This is a genomic window from Helicobacter typhlonius (assembly GCF_001460635.1).
Taxonomy (GTDB): Bacteria; Campylobacterota; Campylobacteria; order Campylobacterales; family Helicobacteraceae; genus Helicobacter_C; species Helicobacter_C typhlonius.
Genome location: NZ_LN907858.1, coordinates 1325529 through 1346402, shown reverse-complemented (window position 1 = coordinate 1346402; position 20874 = coordinate 1325529). Strand labels below are relative to the sequence as shown.

16 protein-coding genes are annotated in these 20874 nt (G+C 39.8%); 12 read left to right on the top strand and 4 right to left on the bottom strand.

The features are described 5' to 3' along the window. The first annotated feature begins 11 nt into the window (after positions 1-11). From BN2458_RS06730 to BN2458_RS06705, 6 genes are read left to right on the top strand one after another with little or no spacing between them, the layout of a single operon-like run. A complete protein-coding gene (locus BN2458_RS06730) occupies positions 12-1274 on the top strand; it encodes a folylpolyglutamate synthase/dihydrofolate synthase family protein (protein WP_231944746.1) in 1263 nt (420 codons plus the stop codon). Then, positions 1274-2146, top strand: coding sequence for a M23 family metallopeptidase (locus BN2458_RS06725; RefSeq protein WP_034343889.1), 873 nt, complete (start codon positions 1274-1276; stop codon positions 2144-2146). The genes BN2458_RS06730 and BN2458_RS06725 overlap by 1 nt, the downstream gene beginning before the upstream one ends. Before the next feature lie 3 nt (positions 2147-2149). Next, on the top strand, positions 2150-3046 hold the full coding sequence (locus BN2458_RS06720; RefSeq protein ID WP_034343888.1) for a M23 family metallopeptidase: 897 nt from the start codon (positions 2150-2152) through the stop codon (positions 3044-3046). Then, positions 3004-3423, top strand: a complete 420-nt coding sequence (locus BN2458_RS06715) for a bactofilin family protein (RefSeq protein ID WP_034326710.1) — start codon at positions 3004-3006, stop codon at positions 3421-3423. The genes BN2458_RS06720 and BN2458_RS06715 overlap by 43 nt, the downstream gene beginning before the upstream one ends. A gap of 14 nt (positions 3424-3437) precedes the next feature. Beyond that, complete coding sequence (gene mfd, locus BN2458_RS06710) at positions 3438-6443, top strand: transcription-repair coupling factor (RefSeq protein ID WP_034343886.1); 3006 nt, start codon at positions 3438-3440, stop codon at positions 6441-6443. 10 nt (positions 6444-6453) lie between these two features. Beyond that, positions 6454-6777 carry a hypothetical protein gene (locus tag BN2458_RS06705; protein WP_034326705.1) on the top strand — a complete coding sequence of 108 codons (324 nt, stop codon included), beginning with the start codon at positions 6454-6456 and terminating at the stop codon, positions 6775-6777. Positions 6778-7180: 403 nt separating this feature from the next. On the opposite strand, the gene BN2458_RS06700 is transcribed toward BN2458_RS06705, so the two are convergent. The 4 genes from BN2458_RS06700 to BN2458_RS06685 form a co-directional block, all read right to left on the bottom strand. After that, positions 7181-7864 carry a CheB methylesterase domain-containing protein gene (locus BN2458_RS06700; protein ID WP_034326703.1) on the bottom strand — a complete coding sequence of 228 codons (684 nt, stop codon included), beginning with the start codon at positions 7862-7864 and terminating at the stop codon, positions 7181-7183. Further along, positions 7861-8703, bottom strand: coding sequence for a CheR family methyltransferase (locus tag BN2458_RS06695; RefSeq protein ID WP_034326701.1), 843 nt, complete (start codon positions 8701-8703; stop codon positions 7861-7863). Before BN2458_RS06695 ends, BN2458_RS06700 begins: the two co-directional genes overlap by 4 nt. A gap of 13 nt (positions 8704-8716) precedes the next feature. Next, the gene (locus BN2458_RS06690; protein WP_058122073.1) at positions 8717-10141 is read right to left on the bottom strand and encodes a Do family serine endopeptidase; all 1425 of its coding nucleotides are present in this window, start codon (positions 10139-10141) and stop codon (positions 8717-8719) included. Positions 10142-10349: 208 nt separating this feature from the next. Continuing rightward, positions 10350-13574 (bottom strand): DNA translocase FtsK, encoded by a 3225-nt coding sequence (locus BN2458_RS06685; RefSeq protein ID WP_058122072.1) that lies wholly within the window; start codon positions 13572-13574, stop codon positions 10350-10352. 277 nt (positions 13575-13851) lie between these two features. On the opposite strand from BN2458_RS06685, the gene BN2458_RS06680 reads away from it, so the two are divergent. The 6 genes from BN2458_RS06680 to BN2458_RS06655 are packed head-to-tail and all read left to right on the top strand — an operon-like array spanning position 13852 to position 20873. Next, a complete protein-coding gene (locus BN2458_RS06680) occupies positions 13852-15345 on the top strand; it encodes a hypothetical protein (protein WP_034342947.1) in 1494 nt (497 codons plus the stop codon). Further along, on the top strand, positions 15342-17303 hold the full coding sequence (gene abc-f, locus BN2458_RS06675) for a ribosomal protection-like ABC-F family protein (RefSeq protein WP_034342945.1): 1962 nt from the start codon (positions 15342-15344) through the stop codon (positions 17301-17303). The genes BN2458_RS06680 and abc-f overlap by 4 nt, the downstream gene beginning before the upstream one ends. 59 nt (positions 17304-17362) lie before the next feature. After that, positions 17363-18286, top strand: coding sequence for a branched-chain amino acid transaminase (locus tag BN2458_RS06670; RefSeq protein ID WP_034326693.1), 924 nt, complete (start codon positions 17363-17365; stop codon positions 18284-18286). A 10-nt stretch (positions 18287-18296) separates the two neighbouring features. Continuing rightward, positions 18297-19397, top strand: coding sequence for a prohibitin family protein (locus BN2458_RS06665; protein ID WP_034326691.1), 1101 nt, complete (start codon positions 18297-18299; stop codon positions 19395-19397). 3 nt (positions 19398-19400) lie between these two features. Continuing rightward, entirely contained in the window at positions 19401-20093 is a 693-nt protein-coding gene (hisIE, locus tag BN2458_RS06660; RefSeq protein ID WP_034326689.1) for a bifunctional phosphoribosyl-AMP cyclohydrolase/phosphoribosyl-ATP diphosphatase HisIE, read from the top strand. Positions 20094-20102: 9 nt separating this feature from the next. Continuing rightward, positions 20103-20873, top strand: a complete 771-nt coding sequence (locus tag BN2458_RS06655; protein ID WP_064504565.1) for a DUF2393 domain-containing protein — start codon at positions 20103-20105, stop codon at positions 20871-20873. Position 20874 lies beyond the last annotated feature (1 nt).

The window sequence follows — 20874 nt, the reverse complement described above, 5'->3', positions numbered from 1 at the left end:
GGGTGGTTGAAGTGCAAAAAACACAGAATGTTGGAAATGCGCAAGATTGTATAAAATCGCAAAATCCTAAAATCTCGCAAATGAGCCTGAAAGATGTGCTTTTAAGCAAGGGTGCAGAATACGCGCCTTTTGATGTGATGCGTGTCCATAGAATTTACAAGCACATTGCACCCCTGCTGGGCTTTGAAACTATTTTTAACAAAAAGTGTAAGGTAATCCACATAATGGGGACAAATGGCAAGGGTAGCACTGGGAGATTTCTTACTATGGGATTAGCACAGCATAAAAAGAGAGTGTTACATTTTAGCTCTCCCCATATCTTTAGCTTCAATGAACGTTTTTTTGTGTGTAGGGAGGATTATTGCGGGGATATTGATGAGAACGAGCTGGAATTAGCGCATAAGATTCTATGGGGTATTGAATCTGTGCGTGAGGCGAGTTATTTTGAATATGCGACCTTCCTTGCCTTGCTTCTCGCTCGAGATTGTGAATATCTCGTGCTTGAAGCTGGTGTTGGTGGCGAGTATGATTCTACTTCTGTGATAAGCGCGGATATAAGTGTTTTTACGCTCATTGGGCTAGACCATAAAGATATGCTGGGCGAGAGCTTGGGGGAAATTGCACTCACAAAGCTTAAGGCGATGAGTGGGCGTGTGATTCTTGCGAGGCAAAATCACAAAGAAGTGGAGAACTTGGCTCTGAATTTAGCCACACAAAAGGGCTTAGAATGCGAATTATGGCAGGACATACACGCGGATAAGCGTTTGCGTGATGAAGCTCAGGATTTTACGGAATATTGCCAAAGATACACGCTCCCGTCATTCTTGCGCGAGAATCTCCATAATGCTATGCGCGTAATGTGGCATTATGGAATGAATTTTGATTTTAACTCTCTGCCTATACTTTGTCTTCGTGGGCGATGTGAAAGATTTAAAAGCAATATTGTCCTTGATGTGGGGCATAATCTTGATGGTGCAAAGGTTTTGTGCGAATATCTTAGCGGAAAACAAGTGATTCTTGTGTATAATAGTTACGCAGATAAGGATATTGAGGCAATTTTGCGTGAGCTTTTGCCAATCATTAAGAAAGTTTTAATACTTTACGCGGAGCGAACTCGCATTTGTCCGAGGGAGAAATTAGTCCATATATTACAGACCCTAGGGGTAGAGTATGAAGACTTTGAGCTTAGAAAAATAAACGATGAAGAGCAATACCTTGTGTTTGGCTCTTTTAGTGTGGTAGAATTATTTTTACAACAATACAAAGGAATGTAGTGCAAGATAGATTGATGATTTCTATTATTGATGATAATGGCTCAAGACAATTTAGTGTGCATCGCTTGATTCAAAAAGTGGCATTATTTTTGGTGGCAAGTATTGTGGTAGTGGTGGTATCGTATCTCATAGCAGCGCATTTTTTGATGAGTGAGCTTGAGGTGATTTTGGCGAACAATATGCAGGTGCGCGAGAACTTCCAAGATATTTATGAAAAAAATAGTGAGCTTGAGCGCGATATCGACTACAAGACAGATGAGCTCCTCAAAGTCAATAATAAAATCAATGAACTTGAAAACATCGTCAATGTTTCCAAGCGCAATCACGAGGTATATAATAACCAAGACATAGATTTCGATGCACTCACATCTTCACAAAAAGATATACTTCTAAAAATTATTCCTAATGGAGACCCTGTGGATAGCTTTGCCTCAAAGACTTTCCCTCACAAAAATACTTCAGCTTATACACTCAATCAAAGCACACCCGTGTATGCTACTGCAAATGGCATTGTAGATTCAGTGCGTGTAGCAGGAAGTGAAAATCATCTCGTGCAGATTCAGCATTCTTATGGATTCGCATCAAGCTATAGGCATTTGGGTAAGGCGGTCGTGCAAAAAGGCGATTTTGTGATTAAAGGACAAGTGATTGGTTATAGTGGCTCAAAACTAAGTCTCTATTATGATTTACATTTTGTAGATTCTGCTTTGCCTGTGGCGAGTTATACTGACTGGAATAGCGACAATTTCGCGCAAGTTATTGGTGTGAATAGTGCAATTGATTGGAAAAGTCTAATATGGGCGCTTGATGATTTAATTCAGCTCAAAAACTATCGTGTAAGTTACCAAAACAATGAGATTCCCGCTTATTAAACGATGAATCCTAAGAGTAAACGCCTTATTTTGATGATTACCGACCAAAATGGGTCGCGCTACATTAATGTAAATTCTATTTTTAGACAGGTTGCGCTGTATCTCGTTATTTTTATTATCACATTTGTGATTTTTGGCATAGTATCAATAAAAACCTTTAGCGCGGAGATTCACAAAATATCAGAGTTGAATGAAAAAATTATGAAGCGATATGAAAAAATGATTGCTAAAAATGAATCGCTTAATAATCAAATCGAGCAAAGAATCGAGGAAATTTCGCAAGTCGATAGCAAAGTGGAGGATTTAGAATCTATCATTGGTGTGTCTATTGATTCTAAAAGCACAGGGGATAATTTAGAATCTCGCATAGATGTTGCCTCGCTCACAGGCACGCAAAAGGTTTTTGTGATGAAATTTATCCCAAATGGTTATCCTACCGAAACCCATCATCATATCTCTGCTCCTTATGGTTATAGGGTGCATCCGCTGCTTTTTACGAGGCATTTGCACACAGGCGTTGATTTTGCTATGTCTGTTGGTACGCCGGTGTATGCTACTGCCAATGGTGTGGTCAATGAAGCAAGATTCTCAACCGGTGGTTATGGTTATCTTGTTAAAATAGATCATTCACTTGGGTTTATGACTTATTATGCACATTTGAGTAAAATAGTGGTGCAGAAAGGAATGTTTGTCAAACGTGGGCAGCTTATTGCTTATAGTGGCAATACAGGACGAAGCACAGGACCTCATCTTCACTATGAAATACGATTTTTAGGTCAAGTGATTAATCCTTCAAGTTTTATGGATTGGAAGATGAGTAATTTTGATTCAATTTTTGAAAAAGAAAGGAGTGTAGCATGGCAATCTTTGTTAGCGACAATAAACAACCTGATGGAGTAAATACAAGTGGCGGTGGAGCGACTATCATCGCGCAGGGCACGAAAATTAAGGGAGAAATCAACACGGATTGTAGATTGCATATTGATGGCGAGTTTGAGGGGAATATTCACTCTAAAGACACCGTGATGATTGGTAAAAATGGTGTTGTGCATGGCGAAATAGATACAAGCTCACTTATTGTTAGCGGACGTTTCGTGGGTAATGTTGTCTCATCAACACTTGAAATCAAGCCGCAAGGGCGCGTAGAAGGCACAGCTACGACAAGCGAATTTGTCATTGAGCGCAAAGGTGTATTTGTGGGTGAAAGCAAGGTAAAGGGTCCAAATGCAAGTAAGGCTGATATCGCTGCACTTGGGTTATCAAAAAAAGATAAATAATACTGGAGAGAGGTTTGATACAATCTTATCTGTATAAACTTCTCAAAGCGGGCAGTTTTTCATATGAATTGCTGCTAACTAAAGATTCTAAACAAGCTCAAGATGCTTGCGAGGTTTTTAGTTTGTTTAGAATCTCCCCTTTTGTTTTGCCTGAGCTTCCTATTCGTTATGGTGATGATTTGAGCTCATTCCGCGAGGAATTTTTACATACCCTACATACTTTGCGCGGTTTTTATGCCGCAAAAGAGCCCAAGATTCTTGTTTCTCCCATTACGAGTGTGCTTTATGCTCTGCCTAAGGCGGATATTTTACAAAGCTTCATGCTCAATGTTAGCCAACATTACAATTTTAGCTCTATCAAGGAGCGCATTATCGAGTATGGCTATGAATGTGTGGAGGTGGTGGAGCTAGAAGGTGAGGTGAGCTTTCGAGGGGATATTATCGATATTTTTATACCCCAGAGTAAAAATCCCTACCGCATTGCGTTTTTTGATGATGAGATAGAGAATATACGATGTTTTGATACACGGACGCAGATGAGTAATCCCGCTGATAATATCACGCAGCTCGAAATACTTCCCGCGCTTTTTTCGCTTGACACGCAGGAAAATAGCGCATTAGAACATCTTGTGCAGGGTAGCGACTTTGAGGGATTTAATAAAAATGTAGCTTCGTTTGGACTTTGGTTTCTAGGTGAGAGGGCGCATTTTTTGCCCTTGCAATATGCGACTTTACTCACGCCCTGTGCGCTTAGTGAGGCAAGGGAGATTTATGGCTTAGATTCTATGCAAGAAGCCATTGCACTAGATAAAATAGAATCTTTGTCCCTGTGTGAAGAGATAGAGGGCTATAATGATATAGCTTTTAATCCTAAAAATCTCATCTCGCTCCTCAAGGCTCATAGCAATCGCAAAATTACATTGCTTACATCAAATGATATTAAGTTAAAAGCCTTTGATAAGGCAGATTTGCAGGGTGTGGAGATAAAGCATTCTAATGCTATTGTGAATCTTATCACGCCAAATGAATTGCTCCTTTCTCTTAATACATTTAGTCCTAAAATTAAGCACAAAAAACCCACCTTAAAGCTTAATGAAATTTCTCAAGGTGAATATGTCGTGCATAGTGAATATGGTATAGGGCAGTTTATTGGATTGAAAAGTGCGCATATTGCTGGAGTGGTAAGGGATTTTATAGAAATTGCGTATCAGGGGGAAGATAAGCTTTTATTGCCGGTTGAAAATCTTAATATGATTGATAGGTATGTGGTAGATTCTGGGCAGATTCCAATAATTGATAGACTAGGCAAAGGGAGTTTTGCAAAGCTTAAACAAAAGGTAAGGGTAAAACTTTTAGAAATTGCAAATGGTATCATCGAACTTGCAGCCAAGCGCAATCTTTTGCAGGGTGCAAAAATTGATACACAAAATCCTGCACTTGTGCTTTTTGCAAATGCGTGTGATTTTACACTCACAAGCGACCAAGCCCGAAGTATTAATGAAATTTATGCAGACCTCTCTTCGGGCAGGGTAATGGATAGGCTTTTGAGTGGTGATGTGGGCTTTGGCAAGACGGAGGTAGCGATGAATGCAATCTATGCTGTATGTCTTAGTGGGTATCAAGCGGCGATGATTGTGCCTACAACTTTGCTTTGCGCCCAGCATTATCAGAATCTTAAAGCGCGTTTAGAGCCATTTGGGATAAAAATAGGACGATGTGATAGATTCATAAAAAATAATGAAAAAAAGGCTTTGTTTAGTGCGTTAAAAAATGGAAATATACAGGTTGTTATCGGCACTCACGCGCTTTTTGGCACAGAATTTAGTAATCTAGGACTTATTGTTGTTGATGAGGAGCATAAATTTGGTGTGAAGCAAAAAGAGCGCATTAAGGAACTTTGTGCAAATACTCACCTTTTGAGTATGAGTGCCACACCCATTCCGCGCACATTGAATATGGCTCTTTCTCAAATCAAATCTCTTAGCTCACTCCACACGCCTCCTGTGGATAGAATCCCTGTGCGCACTTTTATCAAAAGTGGCAAGTCTTCACTTCTTAAGGAAGTGATTTTGCGTGAATTGCGCCGTGGAGGGCAGGTTTTTTATATCCATAACAATATCGCAAGTATTGAAAAAAAAGCAAAAGAATTACAAGCACTTTTGCCCGACCTTACAATTGCTATTTTGCATTCTCAAATCGATAATGCAAAAAGTGAGGAGATAATGTATGATTTTGCGCAAAAAAAATACAATCTTTTGCTTTGCACGAGTATTGTAGAATCTGGGATTCACTTGCCTAATGCAAATACGATTATCGTAGCAAGTGCTGATAGATTTGGTATAGCTGATTTGCATCAATTACGAGGGCGTGTAGGGCGAGGCAATAAAGAGGGATTTTGCTATTTTCTTGTAGAGGATATGGAGGTTATTACGCCAGAATCCAAAAAACGACTGATGGCATTAGAGAAAAACTCTTATCTTGGTAGTGGTGAAAATCTTGCATATTATGATTTAGAAATTCGTGGTGGTGGTAATCTGCTAGGCATTGCTCAAAGCGGACATATTAAAAACATTGGTTATGGATTATATTTGCGTTTGCTTGAAGAGTGTATTAATCATTTAAGTGGCAAGGGCAGTGTGCAGCAAGTCCAATGCGATATAAAACTTAATCTCAATGCCTATCTCAATCCGCAACTTATAGCAAGTGATAAATTGCGCCTAGAGCTTTATCGGCGACTTTCGCTTTGTGAAAATATAAGTGCAGTCAATGATATAGAATCTGAAATTTTTGATAGATTTGGCGCACTTGATGAGGCGAGTGAAACATTTTTGGAGCTTATACGCATTAAGGTTTTGGCAAATCAATGCAAACTCAAGCAGATTCTGCACTATGGGCAAAACATTACCTTTGTGTATCCTAATGGCGATAAAGAATCTGTGCTTTCACCGAGCAAGGATTGGGACGATGTAATGGAAAGCATAATGGTATTTTTGCGCAAAAAGCTACATAAACAGGCATAAAAGGAATAAAATGAAGTGTGGATTCTGTGAGCGGATAAAAAAACTACGCAAACTTGATGTGATATTAATGCTGTGTATTTGCTTGTTTCTCTATATTGGAAGTCAAATGCAAAAAAAGGAAATGCAGACATATAAAGAGCAGAGTAAGCAGAGACAGGAGAAAAAGCTAGAGCAAGGGCGAAAAGTAGAGGCAGTGCAGGTGCAACAAACACAGCAAGAGCAAGAGAGCGAACTGCAAAAATATGAGGACTTGCAACGTCAATGCTATTTTAAGAGTGATAAAAAGGCGTGTGAGGAGCTCAAAAAATATCAATGGGAGATAATTAAGAGATAGTAGCCTTAAGGCTTAAAAAAGATACAATGTGCTTTGCCGCGTAAGAATCTTAGCTGGTTGTTAGATTCATAAATATATCAAAGGTGGCAATGAAAAGTATAACAAGGCGCATAAAACGCGTATAAAAGAGACAAAATTCGCAAAATTTAGCACGAATTTTTGCTACACATCAATGAGGGTTTTGCGCTATGATAGGGATACAAAAATCTTATTTTAATAATCAACCCATAACTATCATCGTATTTTGGATATTATGTGGATACCTTGTGATATTCTCGCAGAATTTGGGTTGAAGTAAAACCATAGATAAAGAAGCGGTTTTGGCGTTATGAGGAGCATAAGTATGTGAGAGTAGATATACTCAAAACAAGCTCACACATATTTTTCATATATTTTAGTGCAATTATGACTCTGGTGTTTGTGGAGATTCTTTAAGTTGTTTGATTGGTGTGTTTGCATAGCTCACAATGCGTGATATAATCATATCAAGGCTTAGAATTTCCCTCACTGCACCCATTTCAATGGCTTTTTTAGGCATACCAAAGACAACACAATCTTTTTCATTTTCTGCTAATGTATGCGCTCCATTATCATATAGTTCTTTTAGCCCTATACAGCCATCATCACCCATACCGGTGAGGATAATGCCGAGTGCAGATGCCCCGGCTGCGTTATTTGTGCTACGAAATAAAATATCCACACTCGGCTTATGGCGCGAAATGCGCTTTTCCTCATCAAGTGGACAAGCATAATATGCACCCATTGCAAAATCAATAATCATATGTCTATCGCCTCCCGCGATATATACAAAGTTGTTTTTCATAGCCATTTTTTTGGCTACTTCACAGACATTAAGTTTGGATATAGAATCTAGTCGCTTAATAAATGAGGAGCCAAAGCTTTGCGGGATATGTTGTACCACTGCTATGGGCGGTAGCTGCTCTGGCAAGCGAGAGAAAATGTAAGAAAGTGCATCAATCCCGCCCGTAGAAGCCCCAATAACTACAAGTTTGCTACGAGTAATCTTGCAAGGATTGCTCTTTAGTATCTCGTCTGGATGGTATTTTACTGCATCTGCTGTTATCATTTTATACCTTTAATTTTGATAAAAGTTTTATTGCCAAGCCTTTCGAATTTATCCTCTAGATCATAGAGAATTTCGGAATGCCCGAGATAAAATACCCCATCAATGCGCAAGGTATTGATGAGACGTGTTAAAATGTCAAGTTGGTCTTTTTGTTTGAAATAAATAAGCACATTGCGACAGAATAATATGTCAAATTCATTATTCATAAATGGATAGTGCTTGTTGAAAAGATTGAGCTTTTTAAAGGTAACCATCGATTTAAGCTTGTCTTTGACCTTGAGGAGACGTATATTTGGATTTTTGCCATCATCAAGCGAGTCAAAATATTCATCAAGGTTGCACCAAGCAGGGAATTTATCAACTTTAAAATCAATTGTGTAAATGCCCTCCCTCGCCTTTTGTAGCACATCGGTATCAATATCAGTGGCTACAATACTCACGGGCACATTTGTCTTGTAAAGCTTTTGTGCGTATAGCACACTCATAGCGATAGAATAAGGCTCCTGTCCTGTAGAACTCGCACAGCAAAAAATCTTAATAGGGCGATTGAGCTTAAAAAGCACGGGCAACGAGCGGTCAATCATATCTTGGAAATGTGGATATTCGCGGAAAAAGTCAGTTTTGTTTGTTGTGAAGCTATTAATGAATTTTTGTTGGATATTGTTATTATTTTCAATACTTAACAAGAGTTCGTTTATATTGAGCATATGCGTCTCGCGCATAAGAGAGTAGATTCTATTTTTTATCATTGTGAGCTTTGTATCACTTAGATAAATGCCGCAGTATTTATAGAGACTCTCTTTAATAAGTGCCAACTGCTTCGCATCAAGTGTTGCCATTGTGGTAGATTTCCTATTTAATGAGTATAGTTTTCGTGCCGCTACTGCTATATACGAGAACCCGCTTATTTTTGCCCTTTAATCGCGCAAAAGCATTGCTTAAATCAGCAGGCTTTTTTATGCTGATATTCTCCACTTGCGCGATAATATCACCCACCTCAAATCCCGCTTCCTTAGCCTTTGAGTTTGGATTCACACGCGAAATGATGACACCCTCTATATTGTTTGGGATTCTATACTTTTGCTTCAATGCTGGAGTGAGCTCTTCGACACTCAACCCCTCTATTCCTGCACCGCTGGGTGTGTTTTGTGTTGCAGGTGATGATGGCTTTGACTTATCATCTAGGAGTTCGGCAAGTGTGATTTGTGCCACGCGCTCTTGTTTATCGCGGATGAACTTCACTACCACTCTTTCATTTGGAGAAAGCAAACCGATAAGATTTCTTAGCTCTGCTGCACTTGAAACTTTTTTGCCATTTACGTGTGTGATGAGGTCCCACACCATAAGCCCCGCCTTTGCCGCAGGGGATTGAGGTTCGAGACTAATGACAACCGCGCCAGTATTATCACCATAGCTTTCCTTTAAATCTTTGCTAATATCTTGAATCCCAACACCCAAGAATCCTCGCTTAATACTTCCTTTCTCTACGAGTTCTTTAGCGATTTTTTTTACCATATCTGAAGGTATGGCAAAGCCTATGCCGTGATTTCCACCTGTGCGCGAGAGAATGGCGGTATTGATACCAATGAGCGCACCTCGTGAATCCACCAGCGCACCGCCGGAATTGCCCGGATTGATTGAAGCGTCAGTTTGGATAAAGTTTTCATAGTCGTTAATGCCAATTCCGCTTTTATTGAGTGCTGAAACAATGCCTTGCGTGATACTCTCTCCCACACCGAAAGGATTCCCAATCGCAAATACCACATCGCCGATGAGCACATTTGAGCTATCGGCAAAACTAATAGGCGAGAGGTTGTTCACGTCAATTTTAATCACTGCTAAATCGCTACGCGCGTCCGTGCCCACAACTTTTGCTGTATATTCTTTTGTGCTATTTGAGAGTGAGACAAGCACCTTGTCTGCATCCTCAATCACGTGATTATTTGTAATGATGTAGCCATTGCTCGAGATGATTACGCCACTGCCTAAACTGCGCTCTATGCGGTCTTTTGGAATCTGCCCATAAATATCACCGAAAAATTGCTGAAAAAATGGGTCGTTAAACATTGGGTGATTTGGGATTTGATTGCTCACATTTTTTTGCGTGGAGATATTAACCACCGCTTTTTTAGCTTCTTCGATCGAAGAGTTAAAAGAATAAATTGTATCATTGCCTACTTGTGGATTAATGCGTTTTTGTGCTTTGGGTGCTTCTAAAAAATCAATCGCGCATAAGTTAGAGAGTGCAAGAATACATACACATAGAATATATTTCATAAAATACTCCTTAAATATTAAATTATTTGTGTGGTATTGTATAAGTTTAAAATAAATATTTATTAAGCCTTGACTTTTACCCATTTTCTAGCATTACGAAGCAGATTTTCTAATGATTTTAGAATCTTATGAACTTTGAAAAGTTTGTTTCTAAAAAATTTAAATCTCACAGATTCTTAATCGTGTAAATTTTAGAAGCCACAGCGCATTATTTACCGATGATTTCGCGCACACCTCTTGCATTTGGTTTAGACAAAAAGCCCTCTTTTTCAAGCTGCTCTACGATTTCTGCGGCTTTGTTGTAGCCTATTTTGAGCTTCCTTTGTAAAAAGCTAATCGAGGTTTTATTATCCTCTAAGAAAATGCTTTTTGCCTTTGCTATATCATCGCTACTCGCTGAAGTTTCGACACTTTGGCTTATTTCATCTTTTTCATCAGGCATAAAGTCTTTGTCATACTCTACTTTTTGTTGTGATTTGATAAAATCCGCAACTTCTTCTATTTCATCTTCTGTGCTCCAAGGCGCGTGAAGTCGTATCATTCTATCAGCTAGCTTGAAAAGCATATCACCTCTGCCGAGCAGAGATTCGGCACCAAAGCCATCAAGAATAACTTTAGAATCTATTTTGCTCCCCACCTTGTAGCTAATGCGTGAGGGCAAGTTCGCCTTGATAAGTCCAGTAATCACATCTACACTCGGTCGTTGGGTCGCTATGATGAGGTGGATTCCAGAGGCGCGTCCCATTTGTGCGACACGCGCAAGGGCAAACTCCACTTCTTTGCCTCCTGTCATCATCAAATCGGCTAATTCATCGATGATGATAACAAGATAAGGGAGCGTTTTGCCATTATCGTCTATCATTTTGCGATTATATGTATCAATATCCCTAGCTCCCACTTCACTCATCAAATCAAGTCGCCGCTCCATTTCGCTTACCGCACTATTAAGGGCGGTAATTGCTTTTTTAGCTTCAGAAATAATTGGCGTAATAAGATGAGGAATATCTCCATAAATGCTAAACTCCACTTTCTTTGGGTCAATCATTAGGAGTTTGAGCGTATCGGGAGTGTTTTTATAAAGCAGCGAGAGAATCATCGCATTCAACCCCACACTCTTACCACTTCCTGTTGTTCCCGCAATAAGCAGATGCGGTGCTTTTTTTAAATCTGTAACAAAAGGATTGCCGATAATATCCTTGCCGAGTGCGAGAGTAAGCGGCGAAGTGGAAGTTTTAAACACATCGGATTCTAAAATCTCGCGTAAATAAATGGTTTGCGTGGTATTGTTTGGAATCTCTATCCCTACGACATCTTTGCCTGGCACAGGGGCTTGTATGCGTATTGAGCGCGCACTTAGTGCCATTGCTAAATCATCACCTAGAGTGAGGATTCTATTTACCCTCACATCGGGCGCGGGGCGAAATTCAAAGGTTGTAACAATAGGACCGGAATAATTGCGCACAATATCACCATCTATGCGAAAAACCTTGAGTTTTGCAAGGAGATTCTCACTTTTTCTATCTATCTCATTTTCATCAATATCAATATGTTCGTTTGGCGGCTTATTGAGTAGGCTTGTGGGTGGAAGTTTAAAAATTGTAGGCTTTTGCACCTTGCCATACTCGAGTGTATCTAAAAGGTGCTTATTTTCCTCAATCTCTTTTATACGCTCATAATGCCTTTCCTTATGCACTTCTTTTTGTGTTGGGATTTCTTGCACGATAGAATCCACCCATTGTGTAGGATTCTCATTCTTTTTCGTAGAGGGGGTGATTTCTTGTATATCAAGCTCTAGTGGTTGCATAGGGGTAAAGAGGCTTGGAGATTGATATTTTTTTGGTGTTGCTTGGACTTGCGCCTTAGATTCTATTTGTGGTTTTGCATTTACACTTATGGGTGTTTTAGAAACTATGCTTTCTGTCTCTGTAATTTTGGTGGATTGCTCCTGTATGCTTTGTGCCGCAGGTTTAGAATCTTGTGTTTGTGTGCTTGAGAGTGGCATTATAGGTGTAAATGGCGTATGCAAAGCCGAATATGTCGGCTCTTTAGATTCTATTATTTGGCTCTTTTGCGTAATGTCTTTTTGTGTAGATTGTGTATGAGGGTGCATAAGGCTCTTTTGCGCTAAGTTTTTAGAATCCTCGCCCGTTTGGATTTGTTGTGGTTGCGTAGATTCTGTATGTGTAGAACTTGTCGCCTCTTTCTTGGGAGATAGTCTAATGCCCGGGGACTTGGAAGCCTGTATGTTGTTATCTTTTATCAAGCTCTCTAGCAAATCTTTTGAATCCTTTTGTATGTTATTGCTGCTCATCTGTAAAAACACACTTGGATTAGCCGGACGCGGAGGAGGTGTAGGGATAGTGCCTGTGCCGGTGTAGGTTGATGATGTGCTTTGCTCTGGTGTGTTGTCCTCTTGTGTAGATTTTTGTGAATCTTGCACGAAAAGTGTCGCTTGGGTAGGCTTTATCGCCGGGTCTGTAAGAGCGATGTGCTTGTTGAGGCTTCTTAGCATATCTTTATGCTCTTGGATTTGATTTGCAAAAAAATCTTGCAATTTCATTTCTTGTCCAGTAGATTCTACAATCTCTATGCGCACTGATTTTTGCTTCATTTCGGGCTTTGTGCCTTCTGTGTTTATTGGCGGTTGAGCGTTTTGCATCTGTGCGCTTTGGGTGGAAAGTGCAGGAATAGAATCTAGCACTATATCTAAAGGTGCAGGGGTTTGAGCAGGGTTTGAGATTGGATTTGAAAGGGTAGATTCTAGGGGTTGGGATTCTAAAGAGTTAGATTCTACGCGCGCCGTGCCTTTGTGTATTTCATCAAATCCCTCTTCTATAACTACATCTCTAAAATCATAATACGCCTTTGTCGTCCGCTCTTGCTTGGCTTGTTGCAAGTCAAGCACATCTTGCGTTTTTTTGCCAAAGAGCTTCTTTATGTGCGGGGTAATATGCGAGATTTGGCGTAAGACAAAGGATTTTGTGATATGAAAATATGTAATAGCAAAATGCACGATGACATCTCGCGCTACAAGGCATTTATGTTTTGTTTGCTTTGAGAGGAGGGCGAGATTGCGATTTGTGAAAATAAGCCACGCGAATACGAATAAAAATATATCGATTGCCCATACCCCAAATGTGTTGATATAACGCATAAATGCAGCTATTATGGCATTGCCAAAATGCCCTGTGCTAAAAATGAGAGATTGCAAGAGTAAAAGTGCGAGGAAAAAGAGGCAAAAAGATACAGCGATTTCAAGTCGTCTAAAGTCTATCACAGGGTTTTTATAAAATCTATATAACACAAAGAGTAAAAAAGGCATTAAAATATAGCCAATATAGCCAAAGATACCTACATTTACATACGAGCAAAATACGCCAAAAGCCCCTATAATATCGCCAAGAAGTGTTGCTATGGAGAAAATCACTAGCACAAGAGCAATACTAATAAATACGGATAATCTTTTATCTAATCTTAAGCGTTTGATGAGAATCCTTTGTAGCCTGTTTATTTTTGTAAAATTTTGATACTAAATTTATGGCAGAAACTAAGTCGCTCATTATATCATAAAGATTTTGTAGATTTCATAAATGATTTTTTTATTTTTTTTAGCTAGAATACAAAATTTTGATGTGAATTTTAGGCGTTAATGAATCTTAAAGGATTTTGCAACTTAGATTCATCGCTGCATTAAGTGTAAGGAGCGCAAAGTGCACGGCAAGATTTTGAGATATTCAAACCAAACCAAAAATGGCGTAATTATCAATGCTACAAAGAAAATTTTTGAGTTGCGTAGTAAAAATTGGCACGACAAACGCGTAATGCCAAGTGCTGGCTTGTTGGTAGAGTTTCGCCTTGACGATGAAGATGGTAATGGGAGCAGGGTTACAAGCTGTAAGGCTTCAAAATACCAGGCTTTCCCAGAAGGTGGGCTCATACGCGAGATTGACTTTTGGCGCACAAATACCGATGATGAGCTTAAAAGCAAAGAAATAGATGCAAAGGGTAATATAGCCAAGAAGATTTTTGAAGAGACGGATTATTTCAAGTTAAGCAGTATTGAGATTAGCACACCGATACAAGATACAATAAAAGAGTATTTTAAGGAGGAGTTTAATGCGCTTACCTCTATAAAGGGTATGGAGGAGAATACAGATAGCGAAGATGAACACCAAAAGAGGATTAACTACACCATTGTGAAGCCTTATCTTACAAAGGCGATTGATTATCTTGTATTTAACGATAGACACATTACTATAGATGTTTTTGCCGATAATTTACAGGTACTCACAAAGCTTGAGTATTCTTATAAGCAGTTTCAAACCAATGTGAATCTTACCGCGGATAAAATCTATCAAGAGTGTTTTCTTGATGCGCAGTATCACTACAAAGGCGTATTGAGGGCGATTGAGAGCTTCAATGAAAAAAAGCTTTCAATGCAGAATAAGATTCGCGTGGGGGCTATGGAGCTTCGCTCGATTCAGGCTAAGATTGACGCAAAAAAGGGTGATCCAGCGGTGTTAGAAGAGAAAAAGAAGCGCACGATGTCGATTGTGGCTAAGGCAGAGGCTGATATTAAAGTATTGACTGAAGTTCATGAGAGGCTAAAGGGACTTGCCGATGGATTCAAAAAAGACAATCTTAAAAAGTTTGAAAGTGTCTTTAATAAAATGTATGAGATTCTCATTGGCAAGACAAAGGATGCTATGGATGTGTGTGCCACGCATATTGACAATAAGCTATGGCAGCTTGGTATGTCTTCACTTGCGATTAAAAATGTATTTTTTAAGCATAACATTAATAGCCCATTTTGCGCAATGACTTTCCTGGGTAATCACGTAAAAATGCTTGATAAATCAAAGCTACGCGATAATGAATATGTTGTGTATCAGCATTATAACAAGTATGTGCAAAAAAATATGAAAAATTTTTTGATTTTCTCTGATAATCCGGATTTTTGCCTTGAACTTAAGGTGAAGATTATGACAAAGAGCAAGTTTTATAATGTCGTGCCTTTTCACAAAGAGATAGAATATTTCAGTGCCGTCAATCGTCAAAAATATGAGCTTATCTATATAGATTCAGAACTGCGATTTGGCACACCTGCGGGAATTATCAAAATAGGTAAAGAATCTAAGCGCAACAAAGAGACAAATTTTGCGATTTTATCAATGGCGCAAATTAAGACTTTTGACCCACAATGAATCTGCTCTCCCTGCAAGATGTAAGTAAGCAGTATGAGCATAAGATTATCCTCAATCGTATCTGCGTTAATATTACAAAGGGCGAGAAAATTGCGATTGTCGGGCAGAATGGCTCGGGCAAATCGAGCCTTTTAGGCATTATCAGCGCAAAAATAGATATTGATAGCGGAGAGCGCATAAGCATTAAGAATCTTAAGATTCTATCCCTCCCACAAAAACCCATTTTCCCACCACAAGCTACGACTAGCGATGTATTACTTGAAAGTATGAGTGAGCTAAAAGCTGCTAATGAGCGAGTAGAAGCACTCCATAAATTAATGGCTACAAATGAGAATCTAGGCAGTGAGGTGCTAGAGGAGTATGAGCGATTGAGTGCGTATCTTAGCGCGTATAGGGGCTGGGATTTACAAGGGTTAATCGAGGAGATTCTCACGCGTTTTGAGTTAGAAACTTTTAGGGATAGACTTGCTAATTCTTTGAGTGGTGGTGAGCAAAAGCGTATAGCATTAGCTAGTCTGCTCTTGCAGCCCTGCGATATTTTGCTCCTTGATGAGCCCACAAATCATCTTGATGTGCAAATGGTGGAATTTTTGGAGGATTTTATCGCTTCATCTGGTCTAAGTGTCGTATTTATCAGCCACGATAGATATTTTATCGATAAAGTAGCCACGCGCATTATAGAGCTTGATAATGGTGCTGCTAGAAGCTTTGATGGTGGATATATGGATTATCTTGCTAAAAAGGCGGAGATATTGCAAAATATGGATAAGGCTCATCAAAAGCTTCTCAAGATTCTAAAAAGTGAGGAGGAATGGCTAAGGCGCGGTGTGAAAGCACGTCTAAAGCGAAATGAGGGTAGGAAAGATAGAATCTTGGCTATGCGTGAGGAAGTGAAAAAAAATCCCGCGATTTTGCGTAAAATGCGCCTTGAATTAGAGAGGGAGCAAAAATCCTTTAACAGCACACAAAGCAGCAATAATCAAAAATGCCTTTTTGAAATTGAGCATTTGCATAAAAGCATAGGTGGCAAGTGCCTCATAGATGACTTAAGCCTTAGAATCTTGGCTCGTGATAAAATTGGTATCGTGGGTAGAAATGGCACGGGTAAGTCGAGTTTGCTTAAATTATTACTTAGGGAGCAAAAGGCGGATTCGGGACTGATAAAGGTTGGCGATATACGCATTGGTTATTTTGACCAACACACGAGTATGTTAGAACACGATAAAGACTTGCTTGAGACCTTTTGCCCAAATGGCGGAGAGCATATCAATGTGCGTGGTAAGCATATGCACGTCTATGGATATTTGAAAAATTTTCTTTTTCCAAAAGAGCAGCTTTTTCAAAAAATTGGCGCATTAAGTGGTGGAGAAAGAAATCGCGTGGCTTTGGCACTGCTTTTCACTAAAGAGGTTGATGTTTTTATCCTTGATGAGCCGACAAACGACCTTGACATACAGACGATTAATATTATTGAAGAGTATCTTTTAAGCCTTTCTTGTGCAGTCATTTTTGTAAGTCACGATAGGTATTTTGTCGATAAACTTGCCCAAAAGATTCTCGTTTTTGAGGGTAATGGCAAAATCACACAGAGCTATATGCCTTATAGTGAATATCTGCAGATTGCTAAAGAGTTAAATGAGATTACATCTTATGAGAGCGCGGAGATAATAGAATCTAAAAATACACAATCTCCCCAAAAAGCCCAAGACAGGGTAGATTCTAAAAAGCCCACAAAGTTAAGCTATAAAGAGAATCTTGCCCTGCAAACATTGCCAAAAGAGATAGAAGAGCTTGAAAAAAGACAAAAAGACTTGCAAGAAATTCTAAGCAATCCAAAAGAGTATGAGAAGCAGGGTGTATTGACTTTAGCAGAGGAATTAGCACAGATAGAATCCACACTAGATACTAAAATCACGCAATATTTGCTGCTTGAGGACAAAATGCACACACTCCACTAGAATATTACAAAACTTTTGCTATAATCGCGCATATTTTACGACAAGCGGAGGCATATTTAATGAAAGAATCAAAATATATTTGGAAAGATGGCAAACTTGTCCCTTGGGCAGAAGCGACAACGCATGTTTTAACACATACTTTGCATTATGGTAATGCCTTGTTTGAGGGCACAAGGGCGTATATGACAAAGCGCGGATTAGCAATTTTTCGTCTTAAAGAGCATACGAGACGACTTTTAGATTCTGCAAAAATCGTGTGTATCAAATCCCCATATACGCAAGAGGAGCTAGAAAAAGCGCAAGTAGAGCTTTTGAGAGCAAACCGAGATGATTATAAAGGTAATGTGTATATTCGACCACTCATTTATTTGGGCTATGGTGTAATGGGGATTAATCACATCAATGCGCCGGTGAATGTGGCAATCGCCGCGTGGGAATGGGGTGCGTATTTGGGTGAAGATGGCATAGAAAATGGTATAAAGGTAAAAACAAGCTCCTTTGTGCGCAATCCTATAAAAGCCTTTATGGGTAAGGCAAAGGTAGCGGCAAACTATCTTAACTCACAAATGGCAAAGCACGAGGCAATTTCTTGCGGTTGTGATGAGGCGTTGTTGCTTGATGATAATGGATTTGTAGCCGAAGGAAGTGGTGAGTGCTTTTTTATCGTAAGAAATGGCAAACTCATCACGCCACCTTATGATAATACTTTAGAATCTATCACCCAAGCCACGACCATAGAACTTGCAAGGGATATGGGGATTCCAATCGAGCAAAGACGTATTACACGCGATGAAGTCTATATTGCTGATGAGGCATTTTTTACCGGCACAGCTGCGGAGATTACGCCGGTGCGTGAGCTTGATGCACGCGTGATTGGCAATGGCAAAGCTGGAGCAATGACAAAAAAACTTCAAGAATCATTTTTTGCACTTGTCAATGGTGAGAATCCAAAATATGCCCACTATCTAACTTATATTGACTAAAGGAGAGGCAATGCCTATTGATTTAAACGAACATTTAAAGAAAAAACGCGCACAAAATGATGAAAAAGCAGAGCAGAGAAATGAGCCACCACGAGGCAATGGCAACAATAATAATCGCCCAAACAATGGTGGCAGGAACAATAGTGGTAATGGTGGTGGATTCAATATAGAATCTTTCCCTATGCCTTCAATGCCAAGTGGCAAGTCGCTAGGAGTGCTTATTATCGTCATATTGTTTGTAGTGATTTTTATAGCTGCTCGTCCTTTTGTGATTATCAATGCGGGTGAGGTGGGTATCAAGGTAACTACCGGTAAATACGACCCTAAGCCGCTCGACCCAGGTTTGCACTTTTTTGTGCCAATTATCCAAAATGTGATTATCGTGGATACAAAGGTGCGCACGATTAACTTCTCGCGTATTGAGGATATGGGGAATATTGGACGCGAGCAAAGCATTTTGCGTAATGACGCGATTAATGTGATGGATACGAGCGGTATGACAATTTCTATCGAACTCACCGTGCAGTATCAGCTCGAGCGTGAGAAAGTCCCTGCAACAATCGCAGAATATGGCACGGCGTGGGAACAAAAAATCATTAATCCTGTGATTCGTGATGTCGTGCGTAGTGCGGTGGGGAATTATCCCACAGAGGAGCTTCCTACAAAACGCGATGAGGTAGCAAACCTCATTCACACAGGTTTTCAGGCAAAGCTTGATGCGACCCCAAATCAACCTGTAAAGCTTGTGTCGATTCAGTTGCGCGAGATTGTATTGCCAGAGCAGGTAAAAACGCGTATTGAGGGCGTGGAACTTGCTAAAAGAGATGCACAAAAAGCAAAAGAAGAGGCAAATGCTTTGCGTGAGCGCGCAAAAGGTAAGGCGGATGCGCTAGAAATTGAGGCAAAGGGTCAAAGTGAGGCAAACCGCCTTGTCAATGAAAGTCTTTCACAGCGATTGCTTGAGCTGCGCCAAATTGAAATGCAAGGCAAGTTTAACGAGGCATTGAAAGAGAATAATAATGCGCAGATTTTCCTTACCCCCGGTGGAGCAGTGCCAAATATTTGGGTGGATTCAAAAAGTAAGCAGAAAAACGCGGTTGTGGGGCAGTAGTCAATGCAAAATGTGCTTGGGCAAATTGATTGGAAGCGATATGAGCTAATCCCTACTATTGTGCAGGAGCAGGGCAGTGGGGAGATTCTAATGCTAGCTTATTCTTCTAAAGAATCTTTAGAGCTAAGCACAAATACTCGCATCGCGCATTATTTTTCGCGCTCCAAGCAGAGAATCTGGCAAAAGGGTGAGCAGAGCGGACACATACAAAAGATTAGTGAGATATGTTTAGATTGTGATGATGATAGTCTGCTTTTCATCGTGGAGCAGGTCGGTGTGGCTTGCCATACAGGCGAGAAAAGTTGCTTTTTTAAGAGTATTGATTTAAGAGGGAGTGAGCCAAAGCAGATTCTAAAGCAACCTCACGCGCAGGGAATCTACCACATATTCGATGAGCTTTATCATACAATACAATCGCGTAGAAACGAAAGCACAGAGCGCAGTTATAGTGCCTCTCTCCTTGCCAAAGGTGTAAATGGTATAGGCAAGAAAATCATAGAGGAGGCGGGGGAGTTTTGCTTCGCACTTAAAGACAAAGAGGAAGAGGCGATTATCTATGAATGCGCGGATTTACTCTACCATACGCTTGTTGGCTTGGCTTCTGTGTATATTGCACCTGAAAGGGTTTTGCAAGAGTTGCAAAGGCGCACGGGACAAAGTGGCATAGAGGAAAAAGCTTCGCGTAGCTCATCTTAAGGGAAATCAATGCTTGAGAATCTTAAAACACTCCTTTTGCAGATTATCTCCTATTTTTCGCTGTATGAAATTGCTACGATTATGGCGATTTTTTTTGTTTTTATTATGATTTTTACGCTTGGGCTTTTGCTAAGAGGGCGTAAGTTTATCCCATATTTTTTCTTTTTTCTATCGGTTGTCGTAATATTTTCTACACCTTTCGTGCTTCATTTTGTTATGCAAAAGATTTTGTATCCCATTGATGTGAATATCACTTCCGCGCACCCTATGCAATATACGCAGGGATTCTTTGTTGCTGGTGAGATTACGCATAAGGGCAAAGTCGATATAAATGAATGCTATGTGGCGGTGGCACAGGTGCGTGATGAGAAAGGTAGTAAGCTGATAAAAATCCTTAATGATATTTTGCCTCAAAGCGAATTTGGCGTGAATGTTGAAATGGATATTAAGGTGGGCGAGACAAAGGATTTTGCGGTGATTGTGCCAAATATTAAGGCGAGTGAGCCATTTATGTATAGAATCTATGTAGATTGCTTCCTTTCAAATAAACTCGCTCAAAATATGCAAAAGCCTAAAAAGCCTAGCGCAGATATTATCACGCCCAAACCTCCAAAAGATGTGATAGAGACACAAGAGACACAAAATGTAGTAGATGAAACAGATAAGGCAAACAAAGCAGATGAAGTAAATAAAGCAGATGAGGCAGATTCTAATGATGAGACTACAAATGATGAAAACAATACCCAATCCGTGAGTGAGCCGATTAATACGATAGAATAGG

Bases quoted from the DNA above. Each gene is read 5' to 3' on its own strand.
- BN2458_RS06720 (WP_034343888.1), top strand. From the start codon at position 2,150: ATGAATCCTAAGAGTAAACGCCTTATTTTGATGATTACCGACCAAAAT.
- BN2458_RS06715 (WP_034326710.1), top strand. From the start codon at position 3,004: ATGGCAATCTTTGTTAGCGACAATAAACAACCTGATGGAGTAAATACA.
- BN2458_RS06705 (WP_034326705.1), top strand. From the start codon at position 6,454: ATGAAGTGTGGATTCTGTGAGCGGATAAAAAAACTACGCAAACTTGAT.
- BN2458_RS06700 (WP_034326703.1), bottom strand. From the start codon at position 7,864: ATGATAACAGCAGATGCAGTAAAATACCATCCAGACGAGATACTAAAG.
- BN2458_RS06695 (WP_034326701.1), bottom strand. From the start codon at position 8,703: ATGGCAACACTTGATGCGAAGCAGTTGGCACTTATTAAAGAGAGTCTC.
- BN2458_RS06690 (WP_058122073.1), bottom strand. From the start codon at position 10,141: ATGAAATATATTCTATGTGTATGTATTCTTGCACTCTCTAACTTATGC.
- abc-f (WP_034342945.1), top strand. From the start codon at position 15,342: ATGAATCTGCTCTCCCTGCAAGATGTAAGTAAGCAGTATGAGCATAAG.
- BN2458_RS06670 (WP_034326693.1), top strand. From the start codon at position 17,363: ATGAAAGAATCAAAATATATTTGGAAAGATGGCAAACTTGTCCCTTGG.
- BN2458_RS06665 (WP_034326691.1), top strand. From the start codon at position 18,297: ATGCCTATTGATTTAAACGAACATTTAAAGAAAAAACGCGCACAAAAT.
- hisIE (WP_034326689.1), top strand. From the start codon at position 19,401: ATGCAAAATGTGCTTGGGCAAATTGATTGGAAGCGATATGAGCTAATC.
- BN2458_RS06655 (WP_064504565.1), top strand. From the start codon at position 20,103: ATGCTTGAGAATCTTAAAACACTCCTTTTGCAGATTATCTCCTATTTT.